The sequence below is a fragment of the Neobacillus sp. PVCKKU3 genome, assembly GCF_058323225.1.
In genome coordinates, this window is record NZ_JBLVQN010000005.1 from 140041 (window position 1) to 167040 (window position 27000).

The following is a 27000-nucleotide window of genomic DNA, read 5'->3' on the forward strand; positions in this document are numbered from 1 at the left end:
TTGAATGGAAAACAAAAAGCTTGTGCTGATTGATGGCAATAGTATTGCATACCGAGCCTTTTTTGCATTGCCGCTTTTGAACAATGATAAAGGTATTCACACTAATGCGGTCTACGGCTTTACAATGATGCTGATGAAGATTTTGGAGGAAGAGAAGCCAACCCATATTTTGGTTGCTTTTGATGCCGGCAAAACAACCTTCCGCCACAAAACCTTTGAAGAATACAAAGGCGGCAGACAGAAGACACCGCCGGAATTATCAGAGCAATTTCCGTTTATTAGGGAGCTATTAGATGCTTACGGAATATCAAGATATGAATTGGAGAATTACGAAGCGGACGATATTATTGGGACGCTTTCATTAACAGCTGAAAAAGACGGATTTGAAGTAAAGGTTATTTCCGGCGACAAGGATTTAACACAGCTTGCTTCACCGCATACTACCGTGGGGATTACCCGTAAAGGGATTACAGATATAGAGGTGTACACGCCGGAGCATGTTCAGGAAAAGTATGGCTTAATCCCTGACCAAATTATTGATATGAAAGGTCTAATGGGGGACTCATCCGATAATATCCCTGGCGTACCAGGGGTAGGCGAAAAAACCGCCATCAAGCTGCTGAAGGAATTTTCAACTCTTGAACAATTATTAGAATCAATTGACAAGGTTAGCGGGAACAAGCTGAAGGAAAAGCTTACAGAGTTTAAAGAGCAGGCGGCAATGAGTAAGCAGCTTGCAACGATTGAAAGACATGCGCCGGTGGAGGTAGACTTAGAGGATATCTCATATGATGGGTTTACGAGAGAAAAATTAATAGGCTTGTTTAAGGAATTAGGATTTTCATCGTTATTGGATAAATTTGGTGAAGATTCGGCAGTAGATGTGATACAAGAGCTTGAAGAGGTTGAATACATAATTCCATCCGAAATTAGCGGCGATTTATTTGCGAATACCAATTATTTTTATGTGGAAATGCTGGAAGATAACTATCATCAGGCGGAAATCATCGGATTTTCGATCGTTAACGACAATGGACATTTCTTTCTCCCGACGGAACAAGCGCTAAATTCGGAATCGTTTAAGAACTGGGCTGAGGATGAAGGGAAGAAGAAAACGGTATATGACGCAAAACGCACCGAAGTTTCCTTAAGAAGACAGGGAATTCATTTAAAAGGGGCGGATTTTGATATTTTAATGGCTTCTTATATTTTGAATCCATCAGAAACGGGTGAGGATTTAGCGGCAATTGCGGGTAAGTATGGCATTCGTAATATTCAATCTGATGAATCGTTTTATGGAAAAGGGGCTAAACAAAGGATTCCTGAAACAGACCGGCTTGCCGAGCACCTTGTCCGCAAGGGGATGGCTATGGCCGAATTAAAAGACAAATTAGAAGATGACCTAAAGAAAAATGAACAATATAGTTTATTTACGGAACTTGAAATGCCGTTATCACTCATCTTAGCTGATATGGAATCATGCGGCATTAAGGTGGAGCGGGAGCGCCTGGAGTCAATGGGTCGTGAGCTTAACGAACGGCTTATTGAAATCGAGGAGAAAATCTGTGAATTAGCCGGTGAAAAATTTAATATTAATTCTCCAAAACAATTAGGCGTCATTTTATTTGAAAAATTGCAGCTCACTTCTTTTAAGAAAACGAAAACCGGGTATTCGACCTCGGCCGATGTTTTAGAAAAGCTGGCTGGTGAACATGAGATTATTGAACATATTCTTCTTTACCGTCAATTAGGCAAGCTGCAATCCACTTATATTGAAGGATTGCTAAAGGTAATCGAACCAGAGACAGATAAGGTTCATACAAGATTCCAGCAAACCTTAACGGCTACAGGGAGGTTAAGCTCCATTGATCCCAACCTGCAAAATATCCCGATCCGTCTCGAGGAAGGGAGAAGAATCCGTCAGGCCTTCGTTCCGTCTGAGAAAGACTGGTTGATTTTTGCAGCGGACTATTCACAAATTGAGCTGCGGGTTCTTGCACATATTTCCGGTGATGAAAAGCTAATCCAAGCTTTTAAAGAGGATATGGATATTCATACACGCACAGCCATGGAGGTATTCCATGTTGATGCAGACCAAGTTACCTCCAATATGAGACGGCAGGCAAAGGCTGTAAACTTCGGGATCGTTTATGGAATCAGCGATTATGGACTCTCCCAGTCGCTCGGGATTACGAGGAAGGAAGCAGGGCAGTTCATCGAGCGTTATTTGAACAGTTATCCGCGTGTAAAGGAATATATGGAGACAATCGTCCATTCAGCGAAGCAGAAAGGATATGTCTCTACATTGCTCCATAGGAGAAGATACCTTCCGGAAATAACGGCCCGAAATTTTAACGTGAGAAGCTTTGCCGAAAGAACGGCAATGAATACGCCCATTCAGGGAAGTGCCGCTGATATCATAAAAAAAGCGATGATTGATATGGATGAGGCATTAAAAGATAAAGGGTTGAAATCACGATTACTCTTGCAGGTACATGACGAATTGATTTTTGAAGCTCCTGAGGAGGAATTGGAAATTCTTAAACAATTAGTGCCGTTAGTGATGGAAAATGCGATTGAGCTAACCGTCCCGTTAAAAGTAGATTATGCTTACGGACCAACATGGTTTGATGCAAAGTAAATACACCAGCAAAGGGGGCTGCATTGTATGCCAGAGCTTCCAGAAGTAGAAACAGTCAGGAGAACGCTGGAAAAGCTTGTTCTTCAAAAAACCATCGAAGATGTAACCGTGTATTGGCCGAAAATCATTAAAAATCCTGTTGAAGTGGAACAATTCATCGATGCTTTAAAAGGTGAGACTTTTGCTTCAATCGGAAGACGAGGAAAATTTCTAATCCTTTATACAGAGAATTTCGCCTTAGTTTCCCATTTGCGTATGGAGGGCAGATACGGATTATACCCGAAGGAAGAGCCATTTGATAAGCACACCCATGTGATTTTTCACTTTACAGATGGGACTGAACTGCGCTACCGGGATGTCCGGAAATTTGGAACCATGCATCTATACAAAAAGGGTGAGGAATTTACTAAGCCTCCCCTTATCCAGCTTGGTCCTGAACCTTTTTCAGAAGACTTTACCAAAGAGTACTTAGGGGAAATGCTTAAAAAAACGAATCGAAAAATTAAAACGGCTTTATTGGACCAAAATCTATTTGTTGGTCTTGGAAATATATATGTTGATGAAGCGTTATTTCGGTCAGGTATCCACCCCGAAAGGCTGGCGGGATCACTGAAGAAAAAAGAAATTGAGTTGCTGCATAAAGAAATTGTTGAAACTTTAAGTGAAGCAGTCGAAAAAGGCGGCAGCACGATTCGCTCCTATGTGAATTCTCAAGGGGAAATTGGCATGTTTCAACTAGAGTTATATGCCTATGGCCGCAAAGGGGAACCTTGTAAGAAATGCGGAACGCCCCTTGAAAAAACGACCGTAGGGGGAAGGGGCACCCATTATTGCCCGAAATGTCAAAGGCTTAAAATTAAAAGAGCAAAGAATGAATCTGTCTAGATTCCAGTTTTAACACTGGATAGGCTCCTGCCATATACTATCGTAGTATTTTGCAGGAAGGAGTCCTAGACACATCATGGTTCAGTTGTTCTCACTTCTCATACTCGCTCTTGCTCTCAGTCTTGACAGCTTTAGCGTAGGGTTTACGTATGGATTAAGAAAAATGGTTATGCCGTTTAAGTCCATTCTCATCATTGCATGCTGCTCAGCCATCTCATTGATGATTGCGGTATCAATTGGACATGGACTTGAAAAAGTATTATCACCGAGTATTACAGCAAGACTTGGGGGATTTATTTTAATCGGGCTAGGAGCATGGGTGTTATACCAGTTTTTCCGCCCTGAGAAAGAAAAAGAACCGATTGAACATGAAAAAACAATTGTAAACTTTGAAATTCGTTCATTGGGGCTGGCAATCAATATTTTAAGAAAACCGATGTCGGCGGATTTTGACAAATCCGGGACGATTACCGGGATAGAGGCATTAATGTTAGGCTTCGCTCTCTCACTGGATGCCTTTGGTGCAGGAATTGGAGCAGCGATGCTTGGATTCCCTCCCATTTATTTAGCATTGACTGTTGCGGTTATGAGTTCATTATTTGTGTTATTGGGAATTAAATTCGGGTCCTTTTTTTACCGTTTTGACTGGGTTCAAAAGTTTACGTTTATACCGGGAATCTTATTAATCATCATAGGAATATGGAAGATATAACAATAGGAAAGGGAAAGGGCAGGAGTATGTCACTTGTTATCGGTTTAACAGGCGGAATCGCCAGTGGAAAAAGCACAGTATCTAATATGTTAAAAGAAATGAATATAACAGTTGTTGATGCAGATGTCGAAGCGCGTCTGGCGGTAGACAAAGGAGAACCTGCCTACTTGAAAATCATTGCCGAATTTGGTCAGGATATCTTATTAGAAAATGGGGAAATAGACAGACAAAAACTCGGCGCAATTATTTTTTACCAAGAAGAAAAAAGGCAGCTTTTGAATCAAATTGTTCATCCCGAAGTTAGAAAAAGAATGATGGAGAAGATTCAAAAGGCTTCGGAGAATCAAGAAGAAGTAATTATTCTTGATATTCCTTTGTTATTTGAAAGCAAGCTGACCTTCATGGTTGAAAAAACTATCCTTGTTTATGTAGACAGAGAAACGCAGTTGAATCGGCTGATGCAGAGAAACCAACTATCAGAAGCGGATGCACAGGCCAGGGTCAATTCGCAAATGCCGCTTGCTGAAAAAGTAAAACTGGCCGATGCCGTGATTGATAATAATGGATCAATAGAAGAAACAAAAAAGCAGCTCATTGAAATATTAGCCGGATGGGGAATTCAAAAAACATATCAATAACCTATGGAAGGGGGCATTCACCCCTTCTTTTTTTATGTGAAGTTATCTGAATTATAAAACTTTTAAAAAATACGCTTTTTATTCATCACAAATAAAACTAAATGTGTTATACTAATACCATCAGATGGAGATAAAAGTATAACATTAATGCGGAAGGGGCCGTAAAATGAGAGCAAGAATTGCCATTAACGGGTTTGGAAGAATTGGAAGGATGGTTTTTAGACAAGCAATCCTTGAGAAAAAGCTAGATGTTGTCGCAATCAACGCCAGCTATCCTGCTGAAACGTTAGCACATTTAATTAAATATGATACCAATCACGGAACATTCCAGGGAGAAGTTATCCCTTTAGATAATGAACTGCTTGTAAATGGAAAAAGAATCAAGCTTTTAAGTAATCGTAATCCAGAAGAACTTCCATGGAGAGAATTGGGAATTGATATTGTCATTGAAGCAACTGGAAAGTTTAACTCTAGGGAAAAGGCTGCGCTGCATTTAGAAGCGGGAGCAAAGAAGGTAATCCTTACTGCACCGGGTAAGAATGAAGACGTTACGATTGTTATGGGTGTAAATGAAGAAATGCTCGATATTGAACACCATGAAGTGATTTCTAATGCATCTTGTACAACAAACTGCCTTGCACCAGTTGCAAAGGTTTTAGATGATAAATTTGGAATTGAATGCGGATTAATGACCACTGTCCATGCTTACACAAATGATCAAAAAAATATCGATAATCCACACAAGGATTTACGACGGGCTCGTGCGTGCGGACAATCTATCATTCCGACTACAACAGGAGCAGCAAAAGCATTATCCCTTGTTTTGCCGCAATTGAAGGGCAAATTACATGGTATGTCACTGCGCGTTCCAACGCCAAATGTTTCCCTTGTTGATTTAGTTGTAGACCTTAAGCAAGATGTAACGGTGGATGATGTTAACAAGGCGTTTAGAGAAGCTGCCGGAGGTCCGTTAAAAGGAATTTTAGACTTTACGATGGAACCATTAGTTTCAGTGGATTTTAATACGAATGAACATTCCGCCATTATCGATGGACTTTCCACGATGGTAATGGGGACAAGAAAAGTAAAAGTATTGGCTTGGTATGATAATGAGTGGGGCTATTCTACACGTGTAGTCGACTTAAGTTTACTTGTCGCCGAAGAAATGGCTAAAATGTCGCAGGTAAAGGTTAGCTAAATAAGATAAGATTAAAAAGAGGTTGCTTTACAGGCACCTCTTTTTATATTTTCCGGATATTGATATACACTAGAAACAAAGGTTTACAAGGAGGAACGCTAATGGCGATTTTATTGGGGCTCTTTACCCGTTTTAAAAGACAAATTGAAACAACAGATAAACAAACTGATGATTCTTTAAAAACTCATTATTATAAAGGGACATTTAATCAGGTTTTCGATTCAGTAGAACAAATTTTTAAAGAAGATGCTGATTGCCAAGTTACAACGGTTTCTAAGGAGCACGGCGAAATTGCTGTTGATATCCAGAAGCCCTTTCCATGTTTTCTTATTGCCACAATTGTCTCTGTTAAACCGATGGAAACAGCTGTGGATTTCACTATTTCATCCGAAAAGTTCGCAATGCTTGGGACCTATCCGGAATTAAAAAAACGTATTGTCGCCTACTATAAGCGAATTAGCCAAATACATACCAATATTGGAACAGGAAAAAACTATTAATACTTTTACTTGTGAAAAGGTGTTCTTTTTTATAAGATAATAGTAAGAATTGCTGCGGAAAATGTTCGGATTTACCTATTAGATTTGGAGTTGGTTTAGGAGATGAAATGCCCTTCATGTCAGAATTATGGCACACGCGTACTTGATTCCCGGCCTGTGGATGAGGGACGTGCAACACGAAGAAGACGAGAATGCGAAGAATGCGGGTACCGTTTTACTACATTTGAGAAAATCGAAGAGATTCCTTTAATTGTCGTCAAAAAGGAAGGAACGAGGGAAGAATTCAGCCGCGATAAAATCCTGCGCGGGCTTATTAAGGCATGTGAAAAGCGCCCTGTTGCTTTAAAGGAATTAGAGGACATTACACATGGTGTAGAGAAAGCTCTTCGAAGTCAGGGTGTTTCCGAAATTAAAAGTGATGAGATTGGCGAAATGGTGATGGACAGGCTCTCAAAAGTAGATGAGGTTGCATATGTCCGCTTTGCATCAGTTTACCGCCAATTTAAAGATATTAATGTTTTTATCGAAGAATTAAAAGAATTAATGAACAAAGAGAAATTATAAAGAGCTGTTTCGGCTCTTTTTTAGCTAATAGGAAAGGTTTGAATGAAAATGGCGCAGCATTGGCAGGAAATACTTCCAATCGATCGTTATATTGTTACCGCTAATGGACTGCTGCATGAGTATGACCGAAAAGTGCTGACGTTTTTATACCAGCCTTTAATTGGGTCAACTTGCTTTAGCTTGTTTATGACACTCTGGGCTGAACTGGAAGAAAATCGATTATGGTCGGAATCTTCCACACACCACTTATTAATGAATCTACTAGGTCGGAATCTAAATGAAATCTATGAAGCACGCCTAAAACTTGAAGGAATCGGCTTGGTGAAGACTTATGTTAAAACGGAGGATGAGGTTCGTTCCTTTATTTATGAACTCCACCCCCCGTTAAGCCCGGACCAGTTTTTTTTGGATGGTATGCTTAACATTTATCTTTATCGTAAAATTGGAAAAAGTCACTTTTCCCGTTTAAAACGCTTTTTCTCGGAACAGCAAATCCCGAAAGGTACAGGATATCAGGAAACCACTAAGGCGTTTCAGGAAGTATTTATGTCAGCAACACCCGGTACTATCCAATATATGCAGGATAACTCTGAGGATCTTGCTGCCGATACAGACCAGCACTTTATAGGGCGTCACGATTCAAGTGGTGTGCAAATTGATATCGGTACGTTTGATTTTGATCTGCTTATCGCCGGTTTAAATGAATCGCTTGTCCCGAACAAAGCTTTAAACCATAAGGTAAAAGAGGTTATTAGTAAACTCGCATTTCTTTATAACATCGATGCTATTCAAATGAAAAATATTATTCTCAGTGCTGTTAATGAAGCAAATGAAATTGATTTGGAAGAGTTGCGAAAAGCTGCGCGTGATTGGTATCAATTTGTGAACTATGACCAGCTGCCGACACTCATCGAACGTACCCAGCCGGCTGCCCATCGGGTTCAAACGGAAGAGCCAAAAACAAAGGAAGAGAAGCTCATTCATTATTTGGAAACAACGTCCCCTTTGCAGTTTTTAAAAGACCTGTCGGGAGGGGCAGAACCATCAAAATCGGAAATTGAGCTGATTGAGGAGATCATGTTCAATCAAAAGCTTCTTCCGGGTGTTTTAAATGTGCTGATGCATTTTGTGATGCTAAAGACCGATATGAAGCTGACAAAGGGGTACACCGGGACAATTGCCAGCAACTGGGCAAGGCTGCAAATAAAGACGGTCAAAGAAGCGATGGAGCAAGCCAAGAAGGAATCCCAAAAAACGGCCAAAAATAAACAGGCTACCGGAAAAACATCAAAGCAAAAGCCAATCCGGACGGAGTTTCTTCCAGAATGGTTTGACGAAGATCCATCCAAAAAGGCTGAGCCTCACAAGGAAACGACCAAAGATTTAGAAGCAAAAAAACGTGAAATAGAAGAAATGCTTAAGGCATTTGATGACTAGATGCTGGAGGTGAATTATGGAAAAGATCAACAAAACTCTAAAACGGTTAGCCTCACATGAGAATTTTCAAAAACGATTTGCGCAAATGCGTGAGGACACATTGGCCAATCCTGATGTCAGGGATTTTTTAAGGAAGCATCAGCAGGACCTCACGGAGGAGATTATTGAGAAGAGCCTGATGAAGCTTTATGAATATACGCAGCAAAGCAGGTACTGTCACAAGTGTGAAAGTCTTGAGGCATGTACCAACATGATGAAGGGGTATCATCCTGAATTAATTTTAACGAGGAGTTCCATCGATTTGCGGTACGACCGCTGTCCGCGAAAAATTATGGAAGATGAGAAGCGGAAAAATGAGAAACTCATTAAAAGTTTACATGTGCCAAAGGATATCCTGAATGCTTCGTTCGAGGAACTTGAACATGATGAGGAACGGATCGATGCCGTTCAGAAAGCTGCCGCTTTTTTACTGAAATATGAGCAGGGCAAGCCGGTGAAGGGACTTTATTTCTACGGGAAGTTTGGCGTTGGAAAATCCTATTTATTAGGTGCCATTGCCAATAAACTTGCCAAAAAGCAGATTTCTTCGATGGTTGTCTATGTTCCGGAGTTGCTGCGGGAGATGAAAAGCTCCATCGCCGATTCAACTTTAAACGAAAAAATTGATGCGTTAAAAAAAGAGCCGATTTTAATGCTTGATGATATTGGTGCTGAAGCGATGTCCAGCTGGACCCGCGATGAAGTTCTTGGACCAATCCTGCAATTTCGCATGCTTGAGAGTCTGCCGACTTTTTTTACTTCTAATTTTGATTTTCAAGGGCTCGAGCACCATTTAACCTACAGCCAACGCGGCGAAGAGGAAAAAATGAAGGCCCGCCGCATAATGGAGCGAATTCGTTCCTTGAGCGAACCCGTAATGGTGGGCGGTTCCAACCGCAGAAATTAATGTTACAAGGGATTCCGGTATTCGCCGGAGTCCTTTTTTACACTTTTAAAACTTCTATTTTGGCCAAGTCCCCCATATATATTAAAACAGAGATTCGGTTTTTAGGGGGGATTTGGTTGGCAGAAATCATCTTCCAAAATAAGATGGATGCAATCCGTTTTTATAATCATTTGCAAAAAGTATTAAATAATCTTCTTGATTATGAAAATATTCTTCTTTTTGAAGATCGACATATAGTGAAAATAATGGATGGCTCTTGTTCTGACCATTTATTTGCCAAGGTTAAAGACGCTTTTTATGAGTTTATTACATGTATCAAACGCGATGACTGGTTTATGGATATTTTGGAGCAACAATTTTTTTACGAAGACCTGGAGGAACGGCAGCAAATTTTGGAGATTCTTTATTCCATTTTAGAAGGACATCGCTTTGAACTGTCTTCTTTTTTACAGGAAAATAATGAGGAGCCTAATATTAAGGAAGCCATTCATCATGTTTTTCAGGAAAATATTTCGTTCTCGTTTGATTCCTTTGCGAAATTTAGATTGCGCTCGTATCTCCAGCTTCTTGAAAGCTATGTGGAGCTTTCGATTGATGAATATAAAATGGAGCAGGAATACCAAATGTTTGTGAATATGCTGAGAGATTTTTTGGCAAATCGGGAACCGAAAATTGAAGTGCTGCATCTATTATTTGATGATGAAATCACCTTTTACAATGAACATTTTGAAGAAATGAAACGAAGCGAATTGATTCGTTTAATTGACAGAAAACTGTTGGTGAATCATCCAGTATACGTCGATTCGGCCTCGATTGCCCCGCTATTATCACTAGCGCCAACATCTATATTTCTTTATACAAATGATCCGGAGGCCCCGCTTGTCAGAACGATTAAGAATATTTTTGAGGAAAGAGTGAAGGTCAGGCAATTCGAGGCGCTCCGGGAAGTGAAAAATTGGGTAGGAAAAGCAGCTTCTTCCGAAAACCATGGATAAAAGATACAAATTGTTGAAATAATTTGTCTTATGAAGTTGATTTTTTAAAACTAAATCATTATAATAACGTACATAGCTTATATCATAGTAAATGTAATGATAAGGATAACAGTATTTTTTTACGGTTTTTAGAGAGGGAGGACATGGCTGGAAGCCTCCTAACACGATAGAAATACTTACCACCTTTAAACTTCACCAGTGAACACTTCATTTTTCATGAAGCCAGTAATTGTTGACGGCAATCAGCCGTTACCCTGACCTAAAGTCATTTTCAGTATGCCCTGTTGGAGATTCTGAAAATGAAAAATTGGGTGGAACCACGTGTTAATCAAAACTCGTCCCTATTCCTAGGGACGGGTTTTTTATTTTTATTTTATAAGGAGGAATTGATGATGTCAGATGTTGTAAAAATTGCATTTCCTGATGGGGCAGTAAAGGAGTTCCCAAAAGGAACGACAACAGAAGATATTGCGGCATCCATCAGCCCTGGTCTGAAGAAAAAGGCTATTGCCGGCAAACTAAACGGTCAAATGTATGATCTTCGCCGTCCAATTCAAGAAGACTGTTCAATAGAAATCGTGACACCAGAATCTAAGGATGCCCTTGAGGTATTGCGCCACAGTACTGCCCACTTAATGGCACAGGCTGTTAAGCGTTTGTACCCGGGAGCCAAGCTTGGTGTCGGCCCTGTTATTGAAGGCGGATTTTATTACGATATGGATTTAGAGGAATCTTTAACACCTGAAGATCTTCCTAAAATCGAAAAGGAAATGGCGAAAATCGTTAGCGAGAACATTGAAGTTGTTCGCAAGGAAGTCAGCCGTTCCGAAGCGGTTCAGCTTTTTAAAGAAATTGACGATGAGTATAAGCTTGAGTTGATTGAAGCCATTCCTGATGAGGAACAAGTAACGATCTATGAGCAGGGGGATTTCTTTGACCTATGCCGCGGTATCCATGTTCCATCAACTGGAAAAATTAAAGAATTTAAGCTGTTAAGCATTGCGGGTGCCTACTGGCGCGGCGACAGCAATAACAAAATGCTTCAGCGCGTATACGGCACTGCCTTTTTCAAAAAGGAAGAGTTGGCTGAACATCTTCGTTTGCTTGAAGAAGCAAAAGAGCGTGACCATCGCAAGCTTGGTAAGGAGCTTAACTTATTTACTAATTCTCAAAAGGTAGGGCAAGGGTTGCCGCTTTGGCTGCCAAAGGGTGCAACAATCCGTCGTATCGTTGAGCGCTATATCGTGGACAAAGAGGTCAGCCTAGGCTATGACCATGTTTATACACCGATTATGGCAAACGTGGAGTTATATAAAACTTCCGGCCACTGGGATCATTACCATGAAGATATGTTCCCGGTAATGGAAATGGACAATGAGCAATTAGTGCTCCGTCCGATGAACTGCCCACACCATATGATGGTGTACAAAAATGCGATGCACAGCTACCGCGAGCTACCAATCAGGATTGCTGAGCTAGGCACAATGCACCGCTACGAAATGTCTGGCGCCTTATCCGGCCTGCAGCGCGTTCGTGGAATGACTTTGAATGATGCGCATATCTTTGTTCGTCCGGATCAAATTAAGGAAGAATTCCAGCGCGTTGTTCGTCTGATTCTAGAGGTCTATAAAGATTTCGATATTAAGGAATATTCATTCCGATTATCGTATCGTGATCCTCAAGATAAGGAAAAGTACTTCGATGACGATGTGATGTGGGAAAAAGCACAAAGCATGTTAAAAGAAGCGATGGATGACCTTGGCCTTGATTATTTCGAAGCAGAGGGAGAAGCGGCGTTCTACGGTCCTAAATTGGATGTTCAAGTCAGAACTGCTTTAGGCAAGGACGAAACTTTGTCGACTGTGCAATTGGATTTCTTGCTGCCTGAACGTTTTGATTTAACTTATGTAGGTGAAGACGGCAAGCAACACCGTCCAGTTGTTATCCACCGTGGCGTAGTTTCTACTATGGAACGATTTGTTGCTTACTTGATTGAAGAATACAAGGGCGCATTCCCAACTTGGCTGGCGCCTGTACAGGTTCAAGTGATTCCTGTTTCGCCAGAAGCACATTTTGATTATGCCCGCAAGGTACAGGAACAGCTTAAGGCTGCAGGCTTCCGCGTTGAATTGGATGGCCGTGATGAAAAAATCGGCTATAAGATCCGTGAAGCGCAAATGCAAAAAATTCCTTATATGCTGGTTGTCGGTGATAAGGAAGTCGAGGAAAACGCCGTTAACGTTCGTAAGTATGGCGAGCAGAAGTCGGAGACTAAGGCGTTTGAGGAGTTCTTAGCTGGGTTGAAGGCGGAAGTGGAGAAATAATATTGAGAGGGAGAGCAATCTCCCTCTTTTTGTTTTTTAAGGACAAAACTGCTTGAAATAGGGGCGGAAGTGTCCGAACCTGAGTAACCTTGGGACAAAACCGGTTGAAAATGAGATAGAAGTGTCCGAACCCGAGTAACCTTCGGACAAAACCGGTTGAAAAGGTGATGGAAGTGTCCGAACCTGAGTAACCTTCGGACAAAACCGGTTGAAAAAGAGATGGAAGTGTCCGAACCCGAGTAACCTTTGGACAAAATCGGTTGAAAATGAGATAGAAGTGTCCGAACCTGAGTAACCTTGGGACAAAACCGGTTGAAAAGGTGATGGAAGTGTCCGAACCTGAGTAACCTTGGGACAAAACCGGTTGAAAAAGAGATGGAAGTGTCCGAACCCGAGTAACCTTTGGACAAAATCGGTTGAAAATGAGATAGAAGTGTCCGAACCCGAGTAACCTTCGGACAAAATCGTCCCGGACTTACTCGTAAAAAGTATTTGAACTAATCCCAATTGCTTTAAAGTGCTTATTCAAAATTCTTCTAACTCTCTTTTTAGATTCAACCACCCCGCACCATTCATAAACAACATTAGTCGTTATTTTCATCCAAGGAAAAAGCAGCTTAATTTCCCTCACACATTGCAAAACAGCGTCTGTCACCAACTCTTCATGTCCGCAATCCAAGCAAATACAATTTTTCCCTTCAACAGAAATCGAAAACGAGTTGCAGATTTTACAGGTATGTCCTTTTCTTAGTTGATCATACCGATAAGGAGGCAATTGTGTATAAGGCGATTTCTTAATATGGAGAGAAACGAGTTTATCAGCAAGCCTCTTGTGAGAGTCATTTAGCTTTAATGGCGACTTGTCCAATTTTTCTAAATAACTGGATACCTGTGTTGGAAAAATAAAGGGCTTAGTGAGGGGAGCTTGGTATAGTGTGAACTTGGGATTGATGAAAATTACTTTGGCTTCAATCGGCAGATTTACTCCTAGGCTTTGGAGCAATTGGCGGAGCAGAGATTCACTCCGAATTAACTGGTAAAGCGGGTTAGTATATTCAGTCTTGGGCAGCTTAAATAATCTATCTGATTCTGGTTCGGATTCTGGTCCTAACTCGTAAAAATAATTATCTTCATAATTTTTTACTTCATACAAATAAATCTGTCTAGGCACAATAATCAATGAGTCAATTTGAAAAGTTTGATTGTTTACCGTAAACAATAAATCGTTTAAAATAATGCTTTCGCATCTGAGCTGCTCCGTCAGCTTATCGAACATTATTTCTCCTTCATATCCCTTTTTTAGTCGTAGATAATGCTTCTTGTCATCATCTGATAAAGTCATCCGGGCATTTAACACTCCTAAAATGAGTAATTCTTCAGACTCGGTTCGCGGTTTATACGCCATTTAGCCACATCCTTTCTCAAAATTTATTTTAATAAAAAATGATTCTCCTAGGGATGAATATTTTGTTAACTTTTACCTTTAATAAAAATATGTTGAATAATTTCCGCTTTCCTGCTAAAATAAATTTCGTTGTCACAAAAGGAGTTCATTTGACAAAAGTTCTTTGCTTGTGATATAGTATCTAAGGTATAAATTGAATACTTGTTTCTAGGGAAAGAAGAAGCACCCGCTTCTCACCTGATTGACGCAGTTTGGCAGTTGGCAGGTTTTACGAGGACTTTTAGTTATTTTAACTTTGTTCGTAAAGTGTGGGTGTGTACATCCACACTTTTTTATTTGTACTTCTCATGGACTGCCAAACATAAAAAAATCTTGGTGGGGAGTATGTTTTTCCAAACGTTGTATTCTTGATTAAACCTTGGAGGTGGCTAATTATTAGCAAAGACATGTTAGTAAATGATGGGATTCGCGCTCGTGAAGTTCGCTTGATTGATCAAAATGGCGAGCAGTTAGGAATTAAATCCAAAATTGAAGCGCTGGAGATTGCCGGACGAGTGAATTTAGATTTAGTGCTTGTAGCACCAAACGCTAAGCCTCCGGTAGCCCGGATTATGGACTACGGCAAATTTAAATTCGAGAATCAAAAGAAAGAAAAAGAAGCTCGAAAGAACCAAAAGATTATCACGACAAAAGAAGTTCGTTTAAGTCCAACAATTGATGAGCACGACTTTAATACAAAGCTTCGCAATGCTATTAAGTTCTTGGAAAAAGGCGACAAGGTAAAGGCCTCCATCCGTTTCAAGGGCCGGGCAATTACCCATAAAGAAATCGGTCAGAAAGTATTAGACCGTTTTGCAACAGAGTGTAAGGAAGTAGCTACGATTGAGTCTCATCCAAAAATGGATGGCCGTAGCATGTTCTTGGTTTTAGCACCTAAAATCGAAAAGTAATAAGGAGGACATCCCAATGCCAAAAATGAAAACTCACCGCGGCGCTGCTAAGCGTTTCAAGAAAACTGGATCTGGTCAATTAAAGCGTGACCACGCTTATACAAGCCACTTATTCGCAAACAAATCTACAAAAGCTAAGCGTAAGCTTCGCAAGTCTTCACTTGTATCTAAAGGTGATTTCAAACGCATTCGTCAATTATTAACAAACGTAAAGTAATCGATATAAGCATTGATTTAATCTAGGAGGGAAATTACATGCCACGTGTAAAAGGCGGTACAGTTACTCGCAAACGTCGTAAAAAAGTTCTTAAATTAGCTAAAGGTTATTTTGGTTCAAAACATACATTATATAAAGTTGCTAACCAACAGGTTATGAAATCTTTAATGTATGCATTCCGCGACCGTCGCCAAAAGAAGCGCGACTTCCGCAAACTTTGGATTACTCGTATCAACGCAGCAGCTCGCATCAACGGTCTTTCTTACAGCCGTTTAATGCATGGCTTAAAGCTTGCTGGTATCGAAGTAAACCGCAAAATGCTTGCTGAATTAGCAATCAGCGATGCAAACGCATTTGCTGAATTAGCAAACGCTGCTAAAGCTCAACTAAATAAATAATTAAACATATGGCCATTCTCTATGATGAGGATGGCCTTTTCTGTAGAGGAGATTGTTTATGGTAGGATTATGGGCAGCTATTATGGCTATAAACATAGTTGCGTTTAGCTTAATGGGCGTTGATAAAAACAGAGCGAAGAAACATCAATACCGGATTCGGGAAAGAACGTTATGGCTTGCAGCGTTATTTGGCGGTGCTGTTGGCGCTACGGTTGGGATGTACTTTTTCCGGCATAAAACAAAGCATCTGCAGTTCAAGATTGGCTTTCCGATTCTGGCAATCATCGATGTAATACTTTTTATAAAGGGAGTGTTCTAATAATGAACCTTGTGAAGTTGTTTCAAATGCAAAAGGCATTAGATTCGCATATTGAGGAAAAGCATCAGCTTCAGGACGAGGATTTATTCAGCCGAAAAATTCTTGCTTTATTAGTTGAGCTTGGTGAGCTCGCTAACGAAACCCGCTGCTTTAAATTTTGGAGCGTTAAGCCTTCATCCCCAAAAAATGTGATTCTTGAGGAGTTCGTTGATGGGGTTCATTTTATTTTATCGCTGGGGATTGAGTGCGGATTTGATCAAAAGGAAATGGAATTAAAGGCAACACAGCCTGAGTGCAACGTGACAGAACAGTTCTTACGTGTTTATGAAGGGGTCACCATTTTTCAAAAAACAAAAAGCTTTAAGGATTACCTGCGATTATTCGAAGCATATTTGCAGCTTGCAGTCCTGTTGGGGATATCTTATGAAGAAATGGAACAGGCATATTTTTCAAAAAACGAAGTAAATTATCAAAGACAGCAAAACAACTATTAATTTGTTAATTGTCAAATAGTTTCGTTATAATGAAAATGATCGTACATATAAAAGGGGGCTAAATAATGGCAAAAATGGATGAAACATTGACCATGCTGAAGGATTTAACCGATGCCAACGGAATTCCAGGCAATGAGCGTGAAGTCCGCGAAGTCATGAAAAAATACATAGCACCATATGCAGATGAAATCTCGACTGACGGATTAGGCAGTTTAATTGCAAAGAAAGTCGGCAAGGAGGGCGGCCCTAAAATCATGGTAGCCGGCCACTTGGACGAAGTTGGCTTTATGGTGACGGCGATTGATGACAAAGGCTTCCTGCGCTTTCAAACGGTCGGTGGCTGGTGGGGCCAGGTGATGCTTGCCCAGCGAGTGACCATTGTAACAAGAAAGGGCAATGTAACAGGGATTATCGGCTCTAAGCCGCCGCATGTTTTATCAGCGGAAGCCCGCAAGAAGCCAATTGAAATCAAAGATATGTTTATTGATATCGGTGCATCAAGCCGGGAGGAAGCATCTGAGTGGGGCGTGCGTCCTGGAGATATGGTCGTGCCATATTTTGAATTCACCGTAATGAACAATGAAAAGATGCTTCTTGCGAAAGCTTGGGATAACCGCATCGGCTGTGCGATTGCGATTGATGTTTTAAAGCAATTGCAAGGTGTTGATCATCCGAATGTTGTTTACGGCGTCGGAAATGTTCAAGAAGAGGTTGGCTTACGCGGTGCCAAGACAGCTACTTATAAAATCCAGCCTGATATCGGCTTTGCTGTTGATGTAGGTATTGCCGGCGATACACCTGGAATTAGCGAAAAAGAAGCGATGAGCAAAATGGGCAAAGGGCCGCAAGTGGTTGTCTATGATGCGTCGATGGTAGCGCACAAGGGACTGCGTGATTTTGTAACGGATACTGCGGATGAACTCAACATCCCTTACCAGTTTGAATCCATCCCAGGCGGTGGAACAGATGCGGGCTCCATCCATTTAACGCATAATGGTGTACCTGCACTGGCAATTACGATTGCGACTCGTTATATTCATTCACATGCTGCAATGCTTCATCGTGATGACTATGAAAATGCTGTTAAGCTGATTGTAGAGGTCATAAAGCGTTTGGATCGCGAGGCTGTTGATAAGATTACGTTTGAATAAGGTTTTGGGGTCCCCGGCTGCTGTGTTTGTGCCGGGGATTCTTAGTGTTTTGCCAATTCGCCAATAGGATGGGGAAATTCGCCAATAGAATGCGAAGATTCGCCAATAGAAACCTGAAATTCGCCAATAGCGAGCATAAAACAGCCGCCAACCCATCGGGCCAGCGGCTTCTAAACCAATTTTTAATGCTTTAACCCGCTTTCAAGCGTGCTAAGCATCTCTTTCTTCTCTTGTTCAGTTGCATTCTGCCAAATAACTTCAAATAACACGCCTAAACCTGGCAGCATTTTCTCTTCCCCGCTTTGAATCGCATCGACAATGGTATCCTCTAATTGGTCTTGCGTATTATTGGAAACATTGTGAATTACAGCATTTCGCAAATTGAAATTCATAATGGGCCACTCCTTCTTTATGGTTAAATTCTTTAGCTAATAGGGAATTATAAATTCCCCAAATTTATAATTCCCTAACGCATAAATTCAACTACGCTTCTGTCTTCGTCCTAACGGACTCGCCAATCAGCTAGTTTTCATTTATTATCATTTCTAATTTTGGTTTTAATATGTATTTTAATTGGGCTATAATGTTAAAATCAGAGTAATTTTTTAAAGGGGAAACAAAATTGAAATATATACAATCGCAACAAAATCCGCAGGTTAAGCAATGGAAAAAGCTTTTAACGAAAAAAGAGCGGGACCGCTCAGATACATTTTTAGTGGAAGGCTTTCATTTAGTGGAAGAAGCACTCAAACAGGATGAACAGATTTTAGAAATCATTATTTCTGAAAAAATAGGTGTGCCGCCTCGCCTCGATGCTGGTCAGACACCTATTTACATGGTGACGGAGGAAATCGCCGATTCCTTATCGGAAACGGAGACGCCCCAGGGGATTTATGCTGTCTGCCGGCAAACCAATCAAAAAACAGACTTGAAAAATGCAAAAACGTACCTCCTGATCGATGCTGTTCAAGATCCGGGAAATCTCGGCACGATGATTCGGACAGCCGATGCGGCGGGAATTGATGCGGTAATTGTAGGCAAAGGCAGCGTCGATGTCTTTAACGGAAAGGTTCTTCGTTCCGCTCAAGGAAGTCACTTTCACCTTCCAATCATAAGAGGCGACCTTCAAGAATGGACGACAAAACTGAAAGAAAAGAATATACCTGTCTATGGAACAGCACTTGAGGGAGCCTCTGCATATACTGAAATTTCAACCGGTGAAGCTTTCGCCCTGATTGTCGGCAACGAAGGGAGCGGCATGGATAAAGAACTTCTGTCCCAAACAACCGCCAACCTTTATATTCCGATTTACGGCAAAAGCGAATCGCTGAATGTCGCGGTTGCGGCAGGAATTCTTTTATATTACTTGAAAAAATAAATTTGAAACACTCAAAAAATTAGTATATAATAATGAACAATGTTGATATTTAAAAGACAATGACGGAGAAGAGTATCTTGTCAAATGACCATTTTTAGGGAGAAAGTGCCGCGACTGAAAGCACTTTTATGGACAGGGCAGGAGAAGTTCACCTCCCGAGTCGGCATCGGGACCATTTCCATTGGAGATGTAAAGATGCATCGGCACATGCCGTTATCCGAATGAAGCGAACACAATATGTGTATACATAAGTGTTTACAAGGGTGGTACCGCGATCTAATACCTCGTCCCTTTTTTGGGGGCGGGGTTTTTTATTTTTTACATAATAAATAAAGGAGGAAACACAATGCAAGAGCGTTTAAAAGAATTGCAAGCTGAAGCAATTCAGAAAGTGGAACAGTCTTCAAGCTTAAAAGACTTGAATGACATCCGTGTTGCATATTTAGGAAAAAAAGGTCCGATTACCGAGGTATTGCGTGGCATGGGTAAATTATCGGCGGAAGAGCGTCCGGTGATTGGAGCTCTCGCTAATGAAGTACGTGAAGCTATCGCTGCTAAAATCGAAGCTAAGCAAAATCAGCTGGAAGAAGCAGCTGTCTTAGAAAAATTGGCTTCTGAAAGCATTGACGTTACCCTTCCAGGGCGTCCTGTTAAGGTTGGGAACCATCATCCATTAACAAAAATCATCGAGGAAATCGAAGACTTGTTTATCGGAATGGGCTATGAAATAGCAGAAGGACCTGAGGTAGAGCAGGATTATTATAACTTCGAAGCGTTGAACCTGCCGAAAGGCCACCCAGCCCGCGACATGCAGGATTCCTTCTACATTACAGAAGAAATCTTGCTTCGCACCCATACATCACCGGTTCAGGCCCGGACGATGGAAAAGAACAACGGTAAAGGTCCGATCAAAATCATCTGCCCTGGTAAAGTATACCGCCGCGATAATGATGATGCGACGCACTCACATCAGTTCATGCAGATTGAGGGCTTAGTGGTAGGCGAAAATATCCGCATGAGTGACCTTAAGGGAACATTGGATGTATTTGCGAAAAAGATGTTCGGCCAAGACCGTGAAATCCGTCTTCGCCCAAGCTTTTTCCCATTCACAGAACCTTCCGTTGAGATGGATATATCCTGTAAAGTATGCGGCGGCCACGGCTGTAATGTTTGTAAGCAGACAGGCTGGATTGAAATCCTTGGCGCAGGAATGGTTCATCCAAACGTACTTGAGATGGCTGGCTATGATTCAAAGAAATACACTGGATTTGCTTTTGGAATGGGACCTGAGCGGATTGCGATGCTGAAATACGGTGTTGATGATATCCGTCATTTCTATACAAATGATGTTCGTTTCTTAAAGCAATTTTCGGTAGAAGAATAGGAGGTTGACATTATGTTCGTTTCATATAAATGGCTCCAGGATTACGTAGACTTAACTGGAGTATCGGCAAATGAATTAGCTGAAAAAATTACTAAAAGCGGGATTGAAGTAGAAGGCGTTGAAATCCTAAATGAAGGCATTAAGGGTGTTGTGGTTGGTCATGTAGTAGAACGTGTGCAGCATCCAAATGCCGATAAATTAAGCAAGTGTCAGGTTGATATTGGCGAGGGTGAGCCGGTTCAGATTATCTGCGGTGCGCCGAATGTCGCCCAGGGTCAGAAGGTAGCCGTTGCAAAAGTTGGTGCCGTTCTTCCAGGCAATTTTAAAATTAAGAAAGCAAAGCTTCGCGGCGAAGAATCAAACGGTATGATTTGTTCTTTACAAGAGCTTGGCATGGAAGGAAAAATTGTTCCTAAAGAATACGCAGAAGGAATCTTTGTTTTTCCAGCAGATGCAGAGGTCGGGACAGATGCACTTGCCTTGTTGAATCGCGACGACGAAGTTCTTGAACTTGGGTTAACGCCAAACCGTGCTGATTGCTTAAGCATGTTAGGTGTTGCTTATGAAGTGGCAGCGATTCTTGGCAGAGAGGTTACGCTTCCGGAAACAAGCCTAGAGCCGCTTAGTGAAAAGGCAACGGATTATGTAAAGGTTGTTGTCGAGGCGACTGAGGATAATCCGCTATACGTTGCGAAAATGATTAAAAATGTGAAAATCGGGCCGTCGCCACTTTGGATGCAAACCCGCTTAATGTCAGCGGGAATCCGTCCGCACAATAACGTGGTTGATATCACAAACTACATTCTTCTCGAATATGGCCAGCCGCTTCATGCGTTTGACTACGACCGTTTGGGTTCAAAAGAAATCCTTGTCCGCCGTGCGAACGATGGCGAGAAATTTGTGACGCTTGATGATGTAGAGCGCACATTAACGGCTGACCATTTAGTGATCACGAACGGAACAGAACCTGTTGCGCTTGCTGGTGTAATGGGCGGTGCCAATTCTGAGGTCACTTCTGATACGACTACTGTGTTATTGGAAGCAGCTTATTTTAACGGAGCAACAGTAAGAAAAGCTTCTAAAGATCACGGCCTGCGCAGTGAAGCTAGCGCCCGGTTTGAAAAAGGGGTAGACCCGAACCGTGTACGTGTTGCTGGTGAACGTGCAGCCTACTTAATGGCTAAGTACGCTGGCGGTGAAGTGTTAGAAGGCGCTGCAGAGGTTGATACATTAACTGTTGAGCCGGCAGTGGTTTCAGTTACTCTTGAAAAAATCAACCGCGTACTGGGAACCGGTCTTGAAATGAAGGATGTGGAAGCCATCTTCGACCGCCTTCAATTTGGGGTTTCTGTTGAAGGGGACACGGTTACTGTAACGGCACCAACACGCCGCGGCGATATCAAAATCGAAGAGGATTTACTCGAAGAGGTTGCCCGCCTATTCGGCTATGACAACATCCCGAAAACCTTGCCGATTGGTTCCACAACACCAGGAAAGCTATCTGAATACCAAAAGAAACGCCGTGTCGTCCGTGCTTATTTAGAAGGAGCCGGTCTGTACCAGGCCGTAACTTATTCTTTAACAAGTGAAGAAAAAGTATCTCAGTTTGCTATGGAAAAGCGGGATTTCATTCGCCTAGCGATGCCAATGAGCGAAGACCGCAGTATACTTCGCCTAAGCATCCTGCCACAGCTGCTGGAAGTATTGAAATACAACAGTGCTCGTCAAAATGACAGCCTAGCAGTATACGAAACCGGAAATGTCTTTTTAGCCAACGGTGTGGAAGTACTTCCTGAAGAAAAAGAGCATTTAGCTGGAGCGATTACCGGTCTTTGGAACAATCATTCTTGGCAGGGCGAAAAGAAACCTGTTGATTTCTTCGTTTTAAAAGGTATTTTGGAAGGATTATTCGCAAAGCTAGGTCTGACAGAGCGTGTCTCATATGTTCAAGCACAAGTAGAAGGCATGCACCCAGGGCGCACCGCTGAAATCCGGTTAGACAGCTCGAAAATTGGTTTTGCCGGCCAGCTACATCCAAGCGTCCAAAAAGACTTCGATTTAAAGGATACCTATGTATTTGAATTATCATTAAAAGCAGTTCTTGGTGTAGAAACGGAAGCACTGCAATATCAGTCTATTCCGCGCTACCCATCCATCACAAGAGACATTGCTCTTGTGGTAAACCGAGAAACGGTGTCAGGCACGTTGAAGGATATTATCGTTAAAGCTGGTTCACCTCTTTTGAAAGAAGCTTATGTCTTTGATTTATATGAGGGCGATAAGATGGAGGAAGGTAAGAAGTCGATTGCGTTCTCATTGAAATATGTGGATCCGGAACGTACTTTGACAGATGAAGAGGTAACAAAGGTTCACGCGCGCGTGCTTGAGGCATTAAAAGAGCAAGCAGGTGCGGTTTTAAGGGGATAAGTATTAAAAAAGAGTATCCATTGGCGTGGATACTCTTTTTGCGTTTATTTGTGTTTCCCGTAGAGGGTGTCATATTGTTTTGCAAGGGAGATATCTAGGTCGGTTAAACCTCCAGCATGCCAGGAGGTTATTTTTAAAGTGACCATTTTATAGTCAATCGTTATGAATGGATGGTGATTTTTTTCTTCCGATAATTGGGCGATGTCATTAACGAATGCAATCCCTTTTAAAAATTCCTGAAAGCGGTACTTTTTTACAATGAACTTTCCGTCCAGTTTCCAGCCGGTTAAACTATTAAGCTCAGCAGCAATTTCTTCTTCACCTAATCTCTTCAAGTGAATCCCTCCCTTAATTATCATTTTCTCTTCTTATTAACTAAGGCCACTGCTTTTTCAGTATTAGCAAAATGCATCTTTACAAACGATGGCAGCGCATCTTGCCCTTTTTTCAAAATCAACTTGGCTGCGGCTTCATCGACCTGGGCACCGGCCCCCTTCGGTACTCGGAAACCGGCCGCCTCGCTAAGTTTATCGATATATTGGATAAATGCATAACGAGCCAGAATACTGGCTGCAGCAACCGCCAAATGGATGCCCTCGGCCTTCGTGCTGAAATAAACATTTTCCCTAGCGATAGCTTTTTGTCCCTTTAGGTGCTGAAAATAAGTAGCCGCCTGCACAAATTGGTCAATCAAAATTGCATCAGGCTTTTCCGGACCAATCTTCTCTAATACTTTTAATATCGCTTGATTATGAAGTAAAGCCTTCATTTTCCCTTGAGTCATTCCTGCCGCCTGAACCTGATTATACTTTTCATTTTTTAATGTCATGAGGCTAAAGGGAACAATATCCTTGATCACCTTTGCGATTTCAATTATTTTGTCATCGTTTAAATCCTTTGAATCTCTGACGCCCAATTCTTTTAACAAAGGAATATCCTTTTTCCTGACATAGGCAGCGACAACCGTAATCGGGCCAAAGAAGTCCCCCGTGCCTACTTCATCCGAACCAATGACAGACCATTCACTAAATCCGGCCGGAAGCCCCGCCCCTGCCTTGGAAGAGGAAGACGTCATTTTTCCATTGCCGGCTGCCTTCTTGGCTGGTCCGGCTCCTGAAGCGGCCCCGCCCCATCTTCCCGCTTCCTTCTCATAATCATTCCCCTGAAACAAAACCTTTCCCGATTTATAAGCGGTAATGGCACAACCGGGAGTTTTCGCGGCAAACACGCTTCCGGGCGGAACCTTATCCGTTAAATGCTTGCTGTAAAAGTCTTTCATCTTTAAAATTGTATTCATATTACATACCAAAACAACATTTGCCATTAAAAGCACCACATTTCTATTGAATATATTCATTATTACAACTTTTCGACTTTAATCTTTTCATGTTATGATATACTGTAGGATTCCTGAAAGGGGCATTAACATTGTCGAATACTCAGAAAAATAGAATTACCGTAGAAATTTACGGGCAACAATACGTGATCTTAGGCACGGAAAGTCCGAGTCATATTCGCTATGTAGCATCGTTGGTCAACGCTAAAATGCGCGAAATTAGTTCTAAGAATCCAGGACTCGAGGTAAATAAACTTGCAGTTTTAACAGCAGTTAACGCAGTCAATGATTATATCAAAATAAAAGAAGAGATGGAACGACTGACGATAGAACTTCAAAAAGAAAAGGAATAAAAACAATGTTAGATTTAGTCATTATTTTATTTTTAATTATTGGTTTTTTTGTCGGCCTGAAAAGAGGCTTTATCCTGCAGCTTGTACATTTAACAGGGTTCATAATTGCCTACATCGCCGCCTATATTTACTACGACGATCTTGCACCAAAACTGACCCTTTGGATTCCTTACCCAAACCTTGGCGAGGATACGGCATTAAAAATTATCACTGATGCCGCAAACATGGAGACCGCCTTTTATCGGGCGATTGCTTTTGTTATTATCTTTTTTGCTGTAAAGGTGATTATGCAAATTATCGGGTCCATGTTTGATTTTATCGCCCATTTACCGGTACTAAGACTGTTGAACGTATGGGCCGGTGGAATTTTAGGATTTTTGGAAGTCTATTTAATTATCTTTATTGTATTATATATTGGCGCCTTATTACCAATTGAGATTTTCCAAAATATGCTAGACGGCTCCTTCATGGCAAAGGCGATTGTGAATTACACCCCTGTTCTTTCTCAGCAGATTAAGGACTGGTGGATCGAATATAAAGCTGCGTGAACTTCTCTAATGCAGAGAAGTTTTTCTATTGTTGGAAAAAAGGTTAAAATGAAAATGTGTTAATTAAAGGCAGGTGGAGTTTATGGAAGTGAATAAAAAAGAAGTCATTCGTTTATTGGAAACAATCGCGATTTATATGGAATTAAAGGGTGAGAACCCATTTAAAATTTCGGCCTTCCGCAAGGCTGCAAATGCTTTGGAGACGGACGAACGAAGTTTATTAGAAATAGATGACTTTACAGCACTATCCGGTATCGGCAAAGGGACGGCTGCTGTTATCGAAGAATACATAAAGGATGGTTCCTCCACCGTTTTAAAGGAGCTAAAGGAACAGGTTCCGCCAGGTTTGATTCCGCTTCTGCAAATCCCAGGTCTTGGTGGTAAAAAAATCTCCAAGCTTTATCAGGAATTAGGAATTATCGATGTATCAAGCTTAAAAGAAGCATGTGAAGCCGGCCGAGTACAGGGGCTGGCGGGTTTTGGAAAGAAGACGGAGGAAAAAATCTTAAGTGCAATCTCGAACGTAGGGACAAGACCAGAGCGGCTGCCCCTCGCTTACATGCTTCCGATTGCGGAGTGGATTGAAGTGAACCTGGGGAAATTCACCAATATTGACCGGTTCTCAAGGGCCGGAAGCCTGCGGAGGATGCGGGAAACTATTAAGGATCTGGATTTTATCATTGCTACTGATCAGCCAGAAACTATCCGTGAACAGCTGTTAAAATTGCCGAATATTAAAGAAGTGATTGGCGCGGGGGATACAAAGGTATCAGTTACCTTGGAATTTGATTATGATATATCCGTTGATTTCCGCTTGGTGAAGCCGGAGGAATTTATTACAACGCTGCACCATTTTACCGGTTCAAAGGACCATAACGTTCGGATGAGACAATTAGCTAAGGAACGCGGCGAAAAAATAAGTGAATACGGCGTTGAAAACGTGGAAACAGGGGAAATCCTCACCTTCTCTTCCGAAGAGGAATTTTTCAAGCATTTCGACCTTCCATTTATCCCTCCTGAAGTGAGAGAGGATGGCCGAGAAGTAGATACATTCAAAGCTGATGAGGAATTAATCGAACTTGAAGACATCAAAGGCGACCTGCACATGCATTCGACCTGGAGTGATGGGGCCCATACTATTGAACAAATGGTGGAGGCCTGCCGGGCCAGGGGCTATCAATACATGGCCATTACCGACCATTCTCAGTATTTGAAGGTGGCAAACGGATTAACCCGGGAAAGACTGCTGCAGCAAAAAGAAGAAATTAAGAAGCTAAATGAAAAATATGATGACTTTTTGATTTTATCTGGTGTGGAAATGGACATTTTACCGGACGGCAGTCTGGATTACGAGGATGACCTGCTAGAGGAAATGGATTTTGTAATTGCCTCCATCCATTCAGCTTTTTCACAGCCAAAGGAAAAAATTATGGAGCGCCTAAAGAACGCGCTGCAAAATGCCCATGTCGATTTAATCGCCCATCCGACCGGCCGCAAAATTGGCCGCAGGGAGGGCTATGAAGTCGATATGGACTTACTGATCCAATTGGCAAAAGAAACGAACACAGCATTAGAGTTGAACGCAAATCCAAATCGCCTAGACCTTGCCGCAGAGCATTTACGGAAAGCCCAGGAGGCTGGCGTAAAAATATTAATTAACACCGACGCCCATCAATTGGATACATTAAAGCATATGGAAATCGGTGTGTCCGCGGCTAAAAAAGGCTGGATTAAAAAATCAACTGTAATTAATGCCTTAGATAAAAAGGACTTGCTTAATTTTCTGCATAATAGATAAAA

At 41.6% G+C, this 27000-nt stretch carries 28 protein-coding genes and 2 other annotated features; of the genes, 24 read left to right on the forward strand and 4 right to left on the reverse strand.

Going from position 1 to position 27000, the window contains the following annotated elements; genetic code table 11:
* Positions 1-4 precede the first annotated feature (4 nt).
* From polA to thrS, 11 genes are all read left to right on the forward strand, one after another.
* A complete protein-coding gene (gene polA, locus ACNQGS_RS05390; protein WP_491486443.1) occupies positions 5-2641 on the forward strand; it encodes a DNA polymerase I in 2637 nt (878 codons plus the stop codon).
* 27 nt (positions 2642-2668) lie between these two features.
* The gene (gene mutM, locus ACNQGS_RS05395) at positions 2669-3526 is read left to right on the forward strand and encodes a DNA-formamidopyrimidine glycosylase (protein ID WP_491486444.1); all 858 of its coding nucleotides are present in this window, start codon (positions 2669-2671) and stop codon (positions 3524-3526) included.
* Positions 3527-3602: 76 nt separating this feature from the next.
* The gene (gene ytaF, locus ACNQGS_RS05400; RefSeq protein WP_423799283.1) at positions 3603-4238 is read left to right on the forward strand and encodes a sporulation membrane protein YtaF; all 636 of its coding nucleotides are present in this window, start codon (positions 3603-3605) and stop codon (positions 4236-4238) included.
* Between the two features lie 26 nt (positions 4239-4264).
* Entirely contained in the window at positions 4265-4876 is a 612-nt protein-coding gene (coaE, locus tag ACNQGS_RS05405; protein WP_491486445.1) for a dephospho-CoA kinase, read from the forward strand.
* Between the two features lie 166 nt (positions 4877-5042).
* Entirely contained in the window at positions 5043-6074 is a 1032-nt protein-coding gene (locus ACNQGS_RS05410; protein ID WP_491486446.1) for a glyceraldehyde-3-phosphate dehydrogenase, read from the forward strand.
* A 101-nt stretch (positions 6075-6175) separates the two neighbouring features.
* Positions 6176-6574, forward strand: coding sequence for a hypothetical protein (locus ACNQGS_RS05415; RefSeq protein WP_491486447.1), 399 nt, complete (start codon positions 6176-6178; stop codon positions 6572-6574).
* Between the two features lie 102 nt (positions 6575-6676).
* Positions 6677-7138 carry a transcriptional regulator NrdR gene (nrdR, locus tag ACNQGS_RS05420; RefSeq protein WP_213144638.1) on the forward strand — a complete coding sequence of 154 codons (462 nt, stop codon included), beginning with the start codon at positions 6677-6679 and terminating at the stop codon, positions 7136-7138.
* Between the two features lie 48 nt (positions 7139-7186).
* The gene (locus tag ACNQGS_RS05425; RefSeq protein WP_491486448.1) at positions 7187-8575 is read left to right on the forward strand and encodes a replication initiation and membrane attachment family protein; all 1389 of its coding nucleotides are present in this window, start codon (positions 7187-7189) and stop codon (positions 8573-8575) included.
* A gap of 16 nt (positions 8576-8591) precedes the next feature.
* Complete coding sequence (dnaI, locus tag ACNQGS_RS05430) at positions 8592-9521, forward strand: primosomal protein DnaI (protein WP_213144639.1); 930 nt, start codon at positions 8592-8594, stop codon at positions 9519-9521.
* A 116-nt stretch (positions 9522-9637) separates the two neighbouring features.
* Positions 9638-10516: a sporulation protein YtxC gene (ytxC, locus tag ACNQGS_RS05435; RefSeq protein ID WP_491486449.1), complete on the forward strand. Its 879-nt coding sequence runs from the start codon at positions 9638-9640 to the stop codon at positions 10514-10516.
* Positions 10517-10603: 87 nt separating this feature from the next.
* Positions 10604-10862, forward strand: a binding site (T-box leader).
* 46 nt (positions 10863-10908) lie between these two features.
* Entirely contained in the window at positions 10909-12840 is a 1932-nt protein-coding gene (gene thrS, locus ACNQGS_RS05440) for a threonine--tRNA ligase (protein ID WP_491486450.1), read from the forward strand.
* 475 nt (positions 12841-13315) lie between these two features.
* Here thrS and ACNQGS_RS05445 read toward each other — a convergent pair whose 3' ends face one another.
* Positions 13316-14245 (reverse strand): nuclease-related domain-containing protein, encoded by a 930-nt coding sequence (locus ACNQGS_RS05445; protein WP_491486451.1) that lies wholly within the window; start codon positions 14243-14245, stop codon positions 13316-13318.
* 208 nt (positions 14246-14453) lie between these two features.
* Positions 14454-14585 (forward strand) — a sequence feature (ribosomal protein L20 leader region).
* Between the two features lie 106 nt (positions 14586-14691).
* Between ACNQGS_RS05445 and infC the strand changes: the two genes are divergently transcribed.
* The 6 genes from infC to ACNQGS_RS05475 all read left to right on the forward strand — a co-directional run bounded on the left by infC (position 14692) and on the right by ACNQGS_RS05475 (position 17774).
* On the forward strand, positions 14692-15195 hold the full coding sequence (infC, locus tag ACNQGS_RS05450; protein WP_491486452.1) for a translation initiation factor IF-3: 504 nt from the start codon (positions 14692-14694) through the stop codon (positions 15193-15195).
* 16 nt (positions 15196-15211) lie between these two features.
* Positions 15212-15412: a 50S ribosomal protein L35 gene (gene rpmI / locus ACNQGS_RS05455; RefSeq protein ID WP_213119942.1), complete on the forward strand. Its 201-nt coding sequence runs from the start codon at positions 15212-15214 to the stop codon at positions 15410-15412.
* A 38-nt stretch (positions 15413-15450) separates the two neighbouring features.
* Positions 15451-15810: a 50S ribosomal protein L20 gene (rplT, locus tag ACNQGS_RS05460; RefSeq protein WP_213119943.1), complete on the forward strand. Its 360-nt coding sequence runs from the start codon at positions 15451-15453 to the stop codon at positions 15808-15810.
* Between the two features lie 58 nt (positions 15811-15868).
* Positions 15869-16129: a DUF1294 domain-containing protein gene (locus ACNQGS_RS05465; protein ID WP_491486453.1), complete on the forward strand. Its 261-nt coding sequence runs from the start codon at positions 15869-15871 to the stop codon at positions 16127-16129.
* A gap of 2 nt (positions 16130-16131) precedes the next feature.
* Positions 16132-16623: a dUTP diphosphatase gene (locus tag ACNQGS_RS05470; RefSeq protein WP_491486454.1), complete on the forward strand. Its 492-nt coding sequence runs from the start codon at positions 16132-16134 to the stop codon at positions 16621-16623.
* 65 nt (positions 16624-16688) lie between these two features.
* Positions 16689-17774 carry a M42 family metallopeptidase gene (locus ACNQGS_RS05475; RefSeq protein WP_491486455.1) on the forward strand — a complete coding sequence of 362 codons (1086 nt, stop codon included), beginning with the start codon at positions 16689-16691 and terminating at the stop codon, positions 17772-17774.
* Between the two features lie 182 nt (positions 17775-17956).
* Here the strand turns inward: ACNQGS_RS05475 and sspI are convergent, their stop codons facing one another.
* Entirely contained in the window at positions 17957-18166 is a 210-nt protein-coding gene (gene sspI, locus ACNQGS_RS05480; protein WP_491486456.1) for a small acid-soluble spore protein SspI, read from the reverse strand.
* A 230-nt stretch (positions 18167-18396) separates the two neighbouring features.
* Between sspI and ACNQGS_RS05485 the strand changes: the two genes are divergently transcribed.
* The 4 genes from ACNQGS_RS05485 to pheT all read left to right on the forward strand — a co-directional run bounded on the left by ACNQGS_RS05485 (position 18397) and on the right by pheT (position 22963).
* Positions 18397-19152: a TrmH family RNA methyltransferase gene (locus ACNQGS_RS05485; RefSeq protein WP_491486457.1), complete on the forward strand. Its 756-nt coding sequence runs from the start codon at positions 18397-18399 to the stop codon at positions 19150-19152.
* Positions 19153-19236: 84 nt separating this feature from the next.
* The gene (locus ACNQGS_RS05490) at positions 19237-19377 is read left to right on the forward strand and encodes a hypothetical protein (RefSeq protein WP_491486458.1); all 141 of its coding nucleotides are present in this window, start codon (positions 19237-19239) and stop codon (positions 19375-19377) included.
* A 121-nt stretch (positions 19378-19498) separates the two neighbouring features.
* A complete protein-coding gene (gene pheS / locus ACNQGS_RS05495; protein ID WP_423799271.1) occupies positions 19499-20536 on the forward strand; it encodes a phenylalanine--tRNA ligase subunit alpha in 1038 nt (345 codons plus the stop codon).
* 12 nt (positions 20537-20548) lie between these two features.
* Entirely contained in the window at positions 20549-22963 is a 2415-nt protein-coding gene (pheT, locus tag ACNQGS_RS05500; RefSeq protein ID WP_491486459.1) for a phenylalanine--tRNA ligase subunit beta, read from the forward strand.
* 44 nt (positions 22964-23007) lie between these two features.
* Here pheT and ACNQGS_RS05505 read toward each other — a convergent pair whose 3' ends face one another.
* Both ACNQGS_RS05505 and rnhC read right to left on the reverse strand, forming a co-directional pair.
* Positions 23008-23298: a 4a-hydroxytetrahydrobiopterin dehydratase gene (locus ACNQGS_RS05505; protein WP_491486460.1), complete on the reverse strand. Its 291-nt coding sequence runs from the start codon at positions 23296-23298 to the stop codon at positions 23008-23010.
* A 20-nt stretch (positions 23299-23318) separates the two neighbouring features.
* The gene (gene rnhC, locus ACNQGS_RS05510) at positions 23319-24287 is read right to left on the reverse strand and encodes a ribonuclease HIII (protein WP_491486461.1); all 969 of its coding nucleotides are present in this window, start codon (positions 24285-24287) and stop codon (positions 23319-23321) included.
* A 104-nt stretch (positions 24288-24391) separates the two neighbouring features.
* On the opposite strand from rnhC, the gene zapA reads away from it, so the two are divergent.
* From zapA to polX, 3 genes are all read left to right on the forward strand, one after another.
* Entirely contained in the window at positions 24392-24652 is a 261-nt protein-coding gene (zapA, locus tag ACNQGS_RS05515) for a cell division protein ZapA (protein WP_213144651.1), read from the forward strand.
* Positions 24653-24657: 5 nt separating this feature from the next.
* Complete coding sequence (locus ACNQGS_RS05520) at positions 24658-25200, forward strand: CvpA family protein (protein WP_378584258.1); 543 nt, start codon at positions 24658-24660, stop codon at positions 25198-25200.
* A gap of 82 nt (positions 25201-25282) precedes the next feature.
* Positions 25283-26998, forward strand: coding sequence for a DNA polymerase/3'-5' exonuclease PolX (gene polX / locus ACNQGS_RS05525; protein WP_491486462.1), 1716 nt, complete (start codon positions 25283-25285; stop codon positions 26996-26998).
* The last annotated feature ends 2 nt before the right edge of the window (positions 26999-27000 follow it).

Excerpts from the sequence above, each read along its gene's own strand:
- polA (WP_491486443.1), top strand. The coding sequence starts at position 5 with ATGGAAAACAAAAAGCTTGTGCTGATTGATGGCAATAGTATTGCATAC.
- mutM (WP_491486444.1), top strand. The coding sequence starts at position 2,669 with ATGCCAGAGCTTCCAGAAGTAGAAACAGTCAGGAGAACGCTGGAAAAG.
- ytaF (WP_423799283.1), top strand. The coding sequence starts at position 3,603 with ATGGTTCAGTTGTTCTCACTTCTCATACTCGCTCTTGCTCTCAGTCTT.
- coaE (WP_491486445.1), top strand. The coding sequence starts at position 4,265 with ATGTCACTTGTTATCGGTTTAACAGGCGGAATCGCCAGTGGAAAAAGC.
- ACNQGS_RS05410 (WP_491486446.1), top strand. The coding sequence starts at position 5,043 with ATGAGAGCAAGAATTGCCATTAACGGGTTTGGAAGAATTGGAAGGATG.
- ACNQGS_RS05415 (WP_491486447.1), top strand. The coding sequence starts at position 6,176 with ATGGCGATTTTATTGGGGCTCTTTACCCGTTTTAAAAGACAAATTGAA.
- nrdR (WP_213144638.1), top strand. The coding sequence starts at position 6,677 with ATGAAATGCCCTTCATGTCAGAATTATGGCACACGCGTACTTGATTCC.
- ACNQGS_RS05425 (WP_491486448.1), top strand. The coding sequence starts at position 7,187 with ATGGCGCAGCATTGGCAGGAAATACTTCCAATCGATCGTTATATTGTT.
- dnaI (WP_213144639.1), top strand. The coding sequence starts at position 8,592 with ATGGAAAAGATCAACAAAACTCTAAAACGGTTAGCCTCACATGAGAAT.
- thrS (WP_491486450.1), top strand. The coding sequence starts at position 10,909 with ATGTCAGATGTTGTAAAAATTGCATTTCCTGATGGGGCAGTAAAGGAG.
- ACNQGS_RS05445 (WP_491486451.1), bottom strand. The coding sequence starts at position 14,245 with ATGGCGTATAAACCGCGAACCGAGTCTGAAGAATTACTCATTTTAGGA.
- infC (WP_491486452.1), top strand. The coding sequence starts at position 14,692 with ATGTTAGTAAATGATGGGATTCGCGCTCGTGAAGTTCGCTTGATTGAT.
- rpmI (WP_213119942.1), top strand. The coding sequence starts at position 15,212 with ATGCCAAAAATGAAAACTCACCGCGGCGCTGCTAAGCGTTTCAAGAAA.
- rplT (WP_213119943.1), top strand. The coding sequence starts at position 15,451 with ATGCCACGTGTAAAAGGCGGTACAGTTACTCGCAAACGTCGTAAAAAA.
- ACNQGS_RS05465 (WP_491486453.1), top strand. The coding sequence starts at position 15,869 with ATGGTAGGATTATGGGCAGCTATTATGGCTATAAACATAGTTGCGTTT.
- ACNQGS_RS05470 (WP_491486454.1), top strand. The coding sequence starts at position 16,132 with ATGAACCTTGTGAAGTTGTTTCAAATGCAAAAGGCATTAGATTCGCAT.
- ACNQGS_RS05475 (WP_491486455.1), top strand. The coding sequence starts at position 16,689 with ATGGCAAAAATGGATGAAACATTGACCATGCTGAAGGATTTAACCGAT.
- sspI (WP_491486456.1), bottom strand. The coding sequence starts at position 18,166 with ATGAATTTCAATTTGCGAAATGCTGTAATTCACAATGTTTCCAATAAT.
- ACNQGS_RS05490 (WP_491486458.1), top strand. The coding sequence starts at position 19,237 with ATGACCATTTTTAGGGAGAAAGTGCCGCGACTGAAAGCACTTTTATGG.
- pheS (WP_423799271.1), top strand. The coding sequence starts at position 19,499 with ATGCAAGAGCGTTTAAAAGAATTGCAAGCTGAAGCAATTCAGAAAGTG.
- pheT (WP_491486459.1), top strand. The coding sequence starts at position 20,549 with ATGTTCGTTTCATATAAATGGCTCCAGGATTACGTAGACTTAACTGGA.
- rnhC (WP_491486461.1), bottom strand. The coding sequence starts at position 24,287 with ATGGCAAATGTTGTTTTGGTATGTAATATGAATACAATTTTAAAGATG.
- ACNQGS_RS05520 (WP_378584258.1), top strand. The coding sequence starts at position 24,658 with ATGTTAGATTTAGTCATTATTTTATTTTTAATTATTGGTTTTTTTGTC.
- polX (WP_491486462.1), top strand. The coding sequence starts at position 25,283 with ATGGAAGTGAATAAAAAAGAAGTCATTCGTTTATTGGAAACAATCGCG.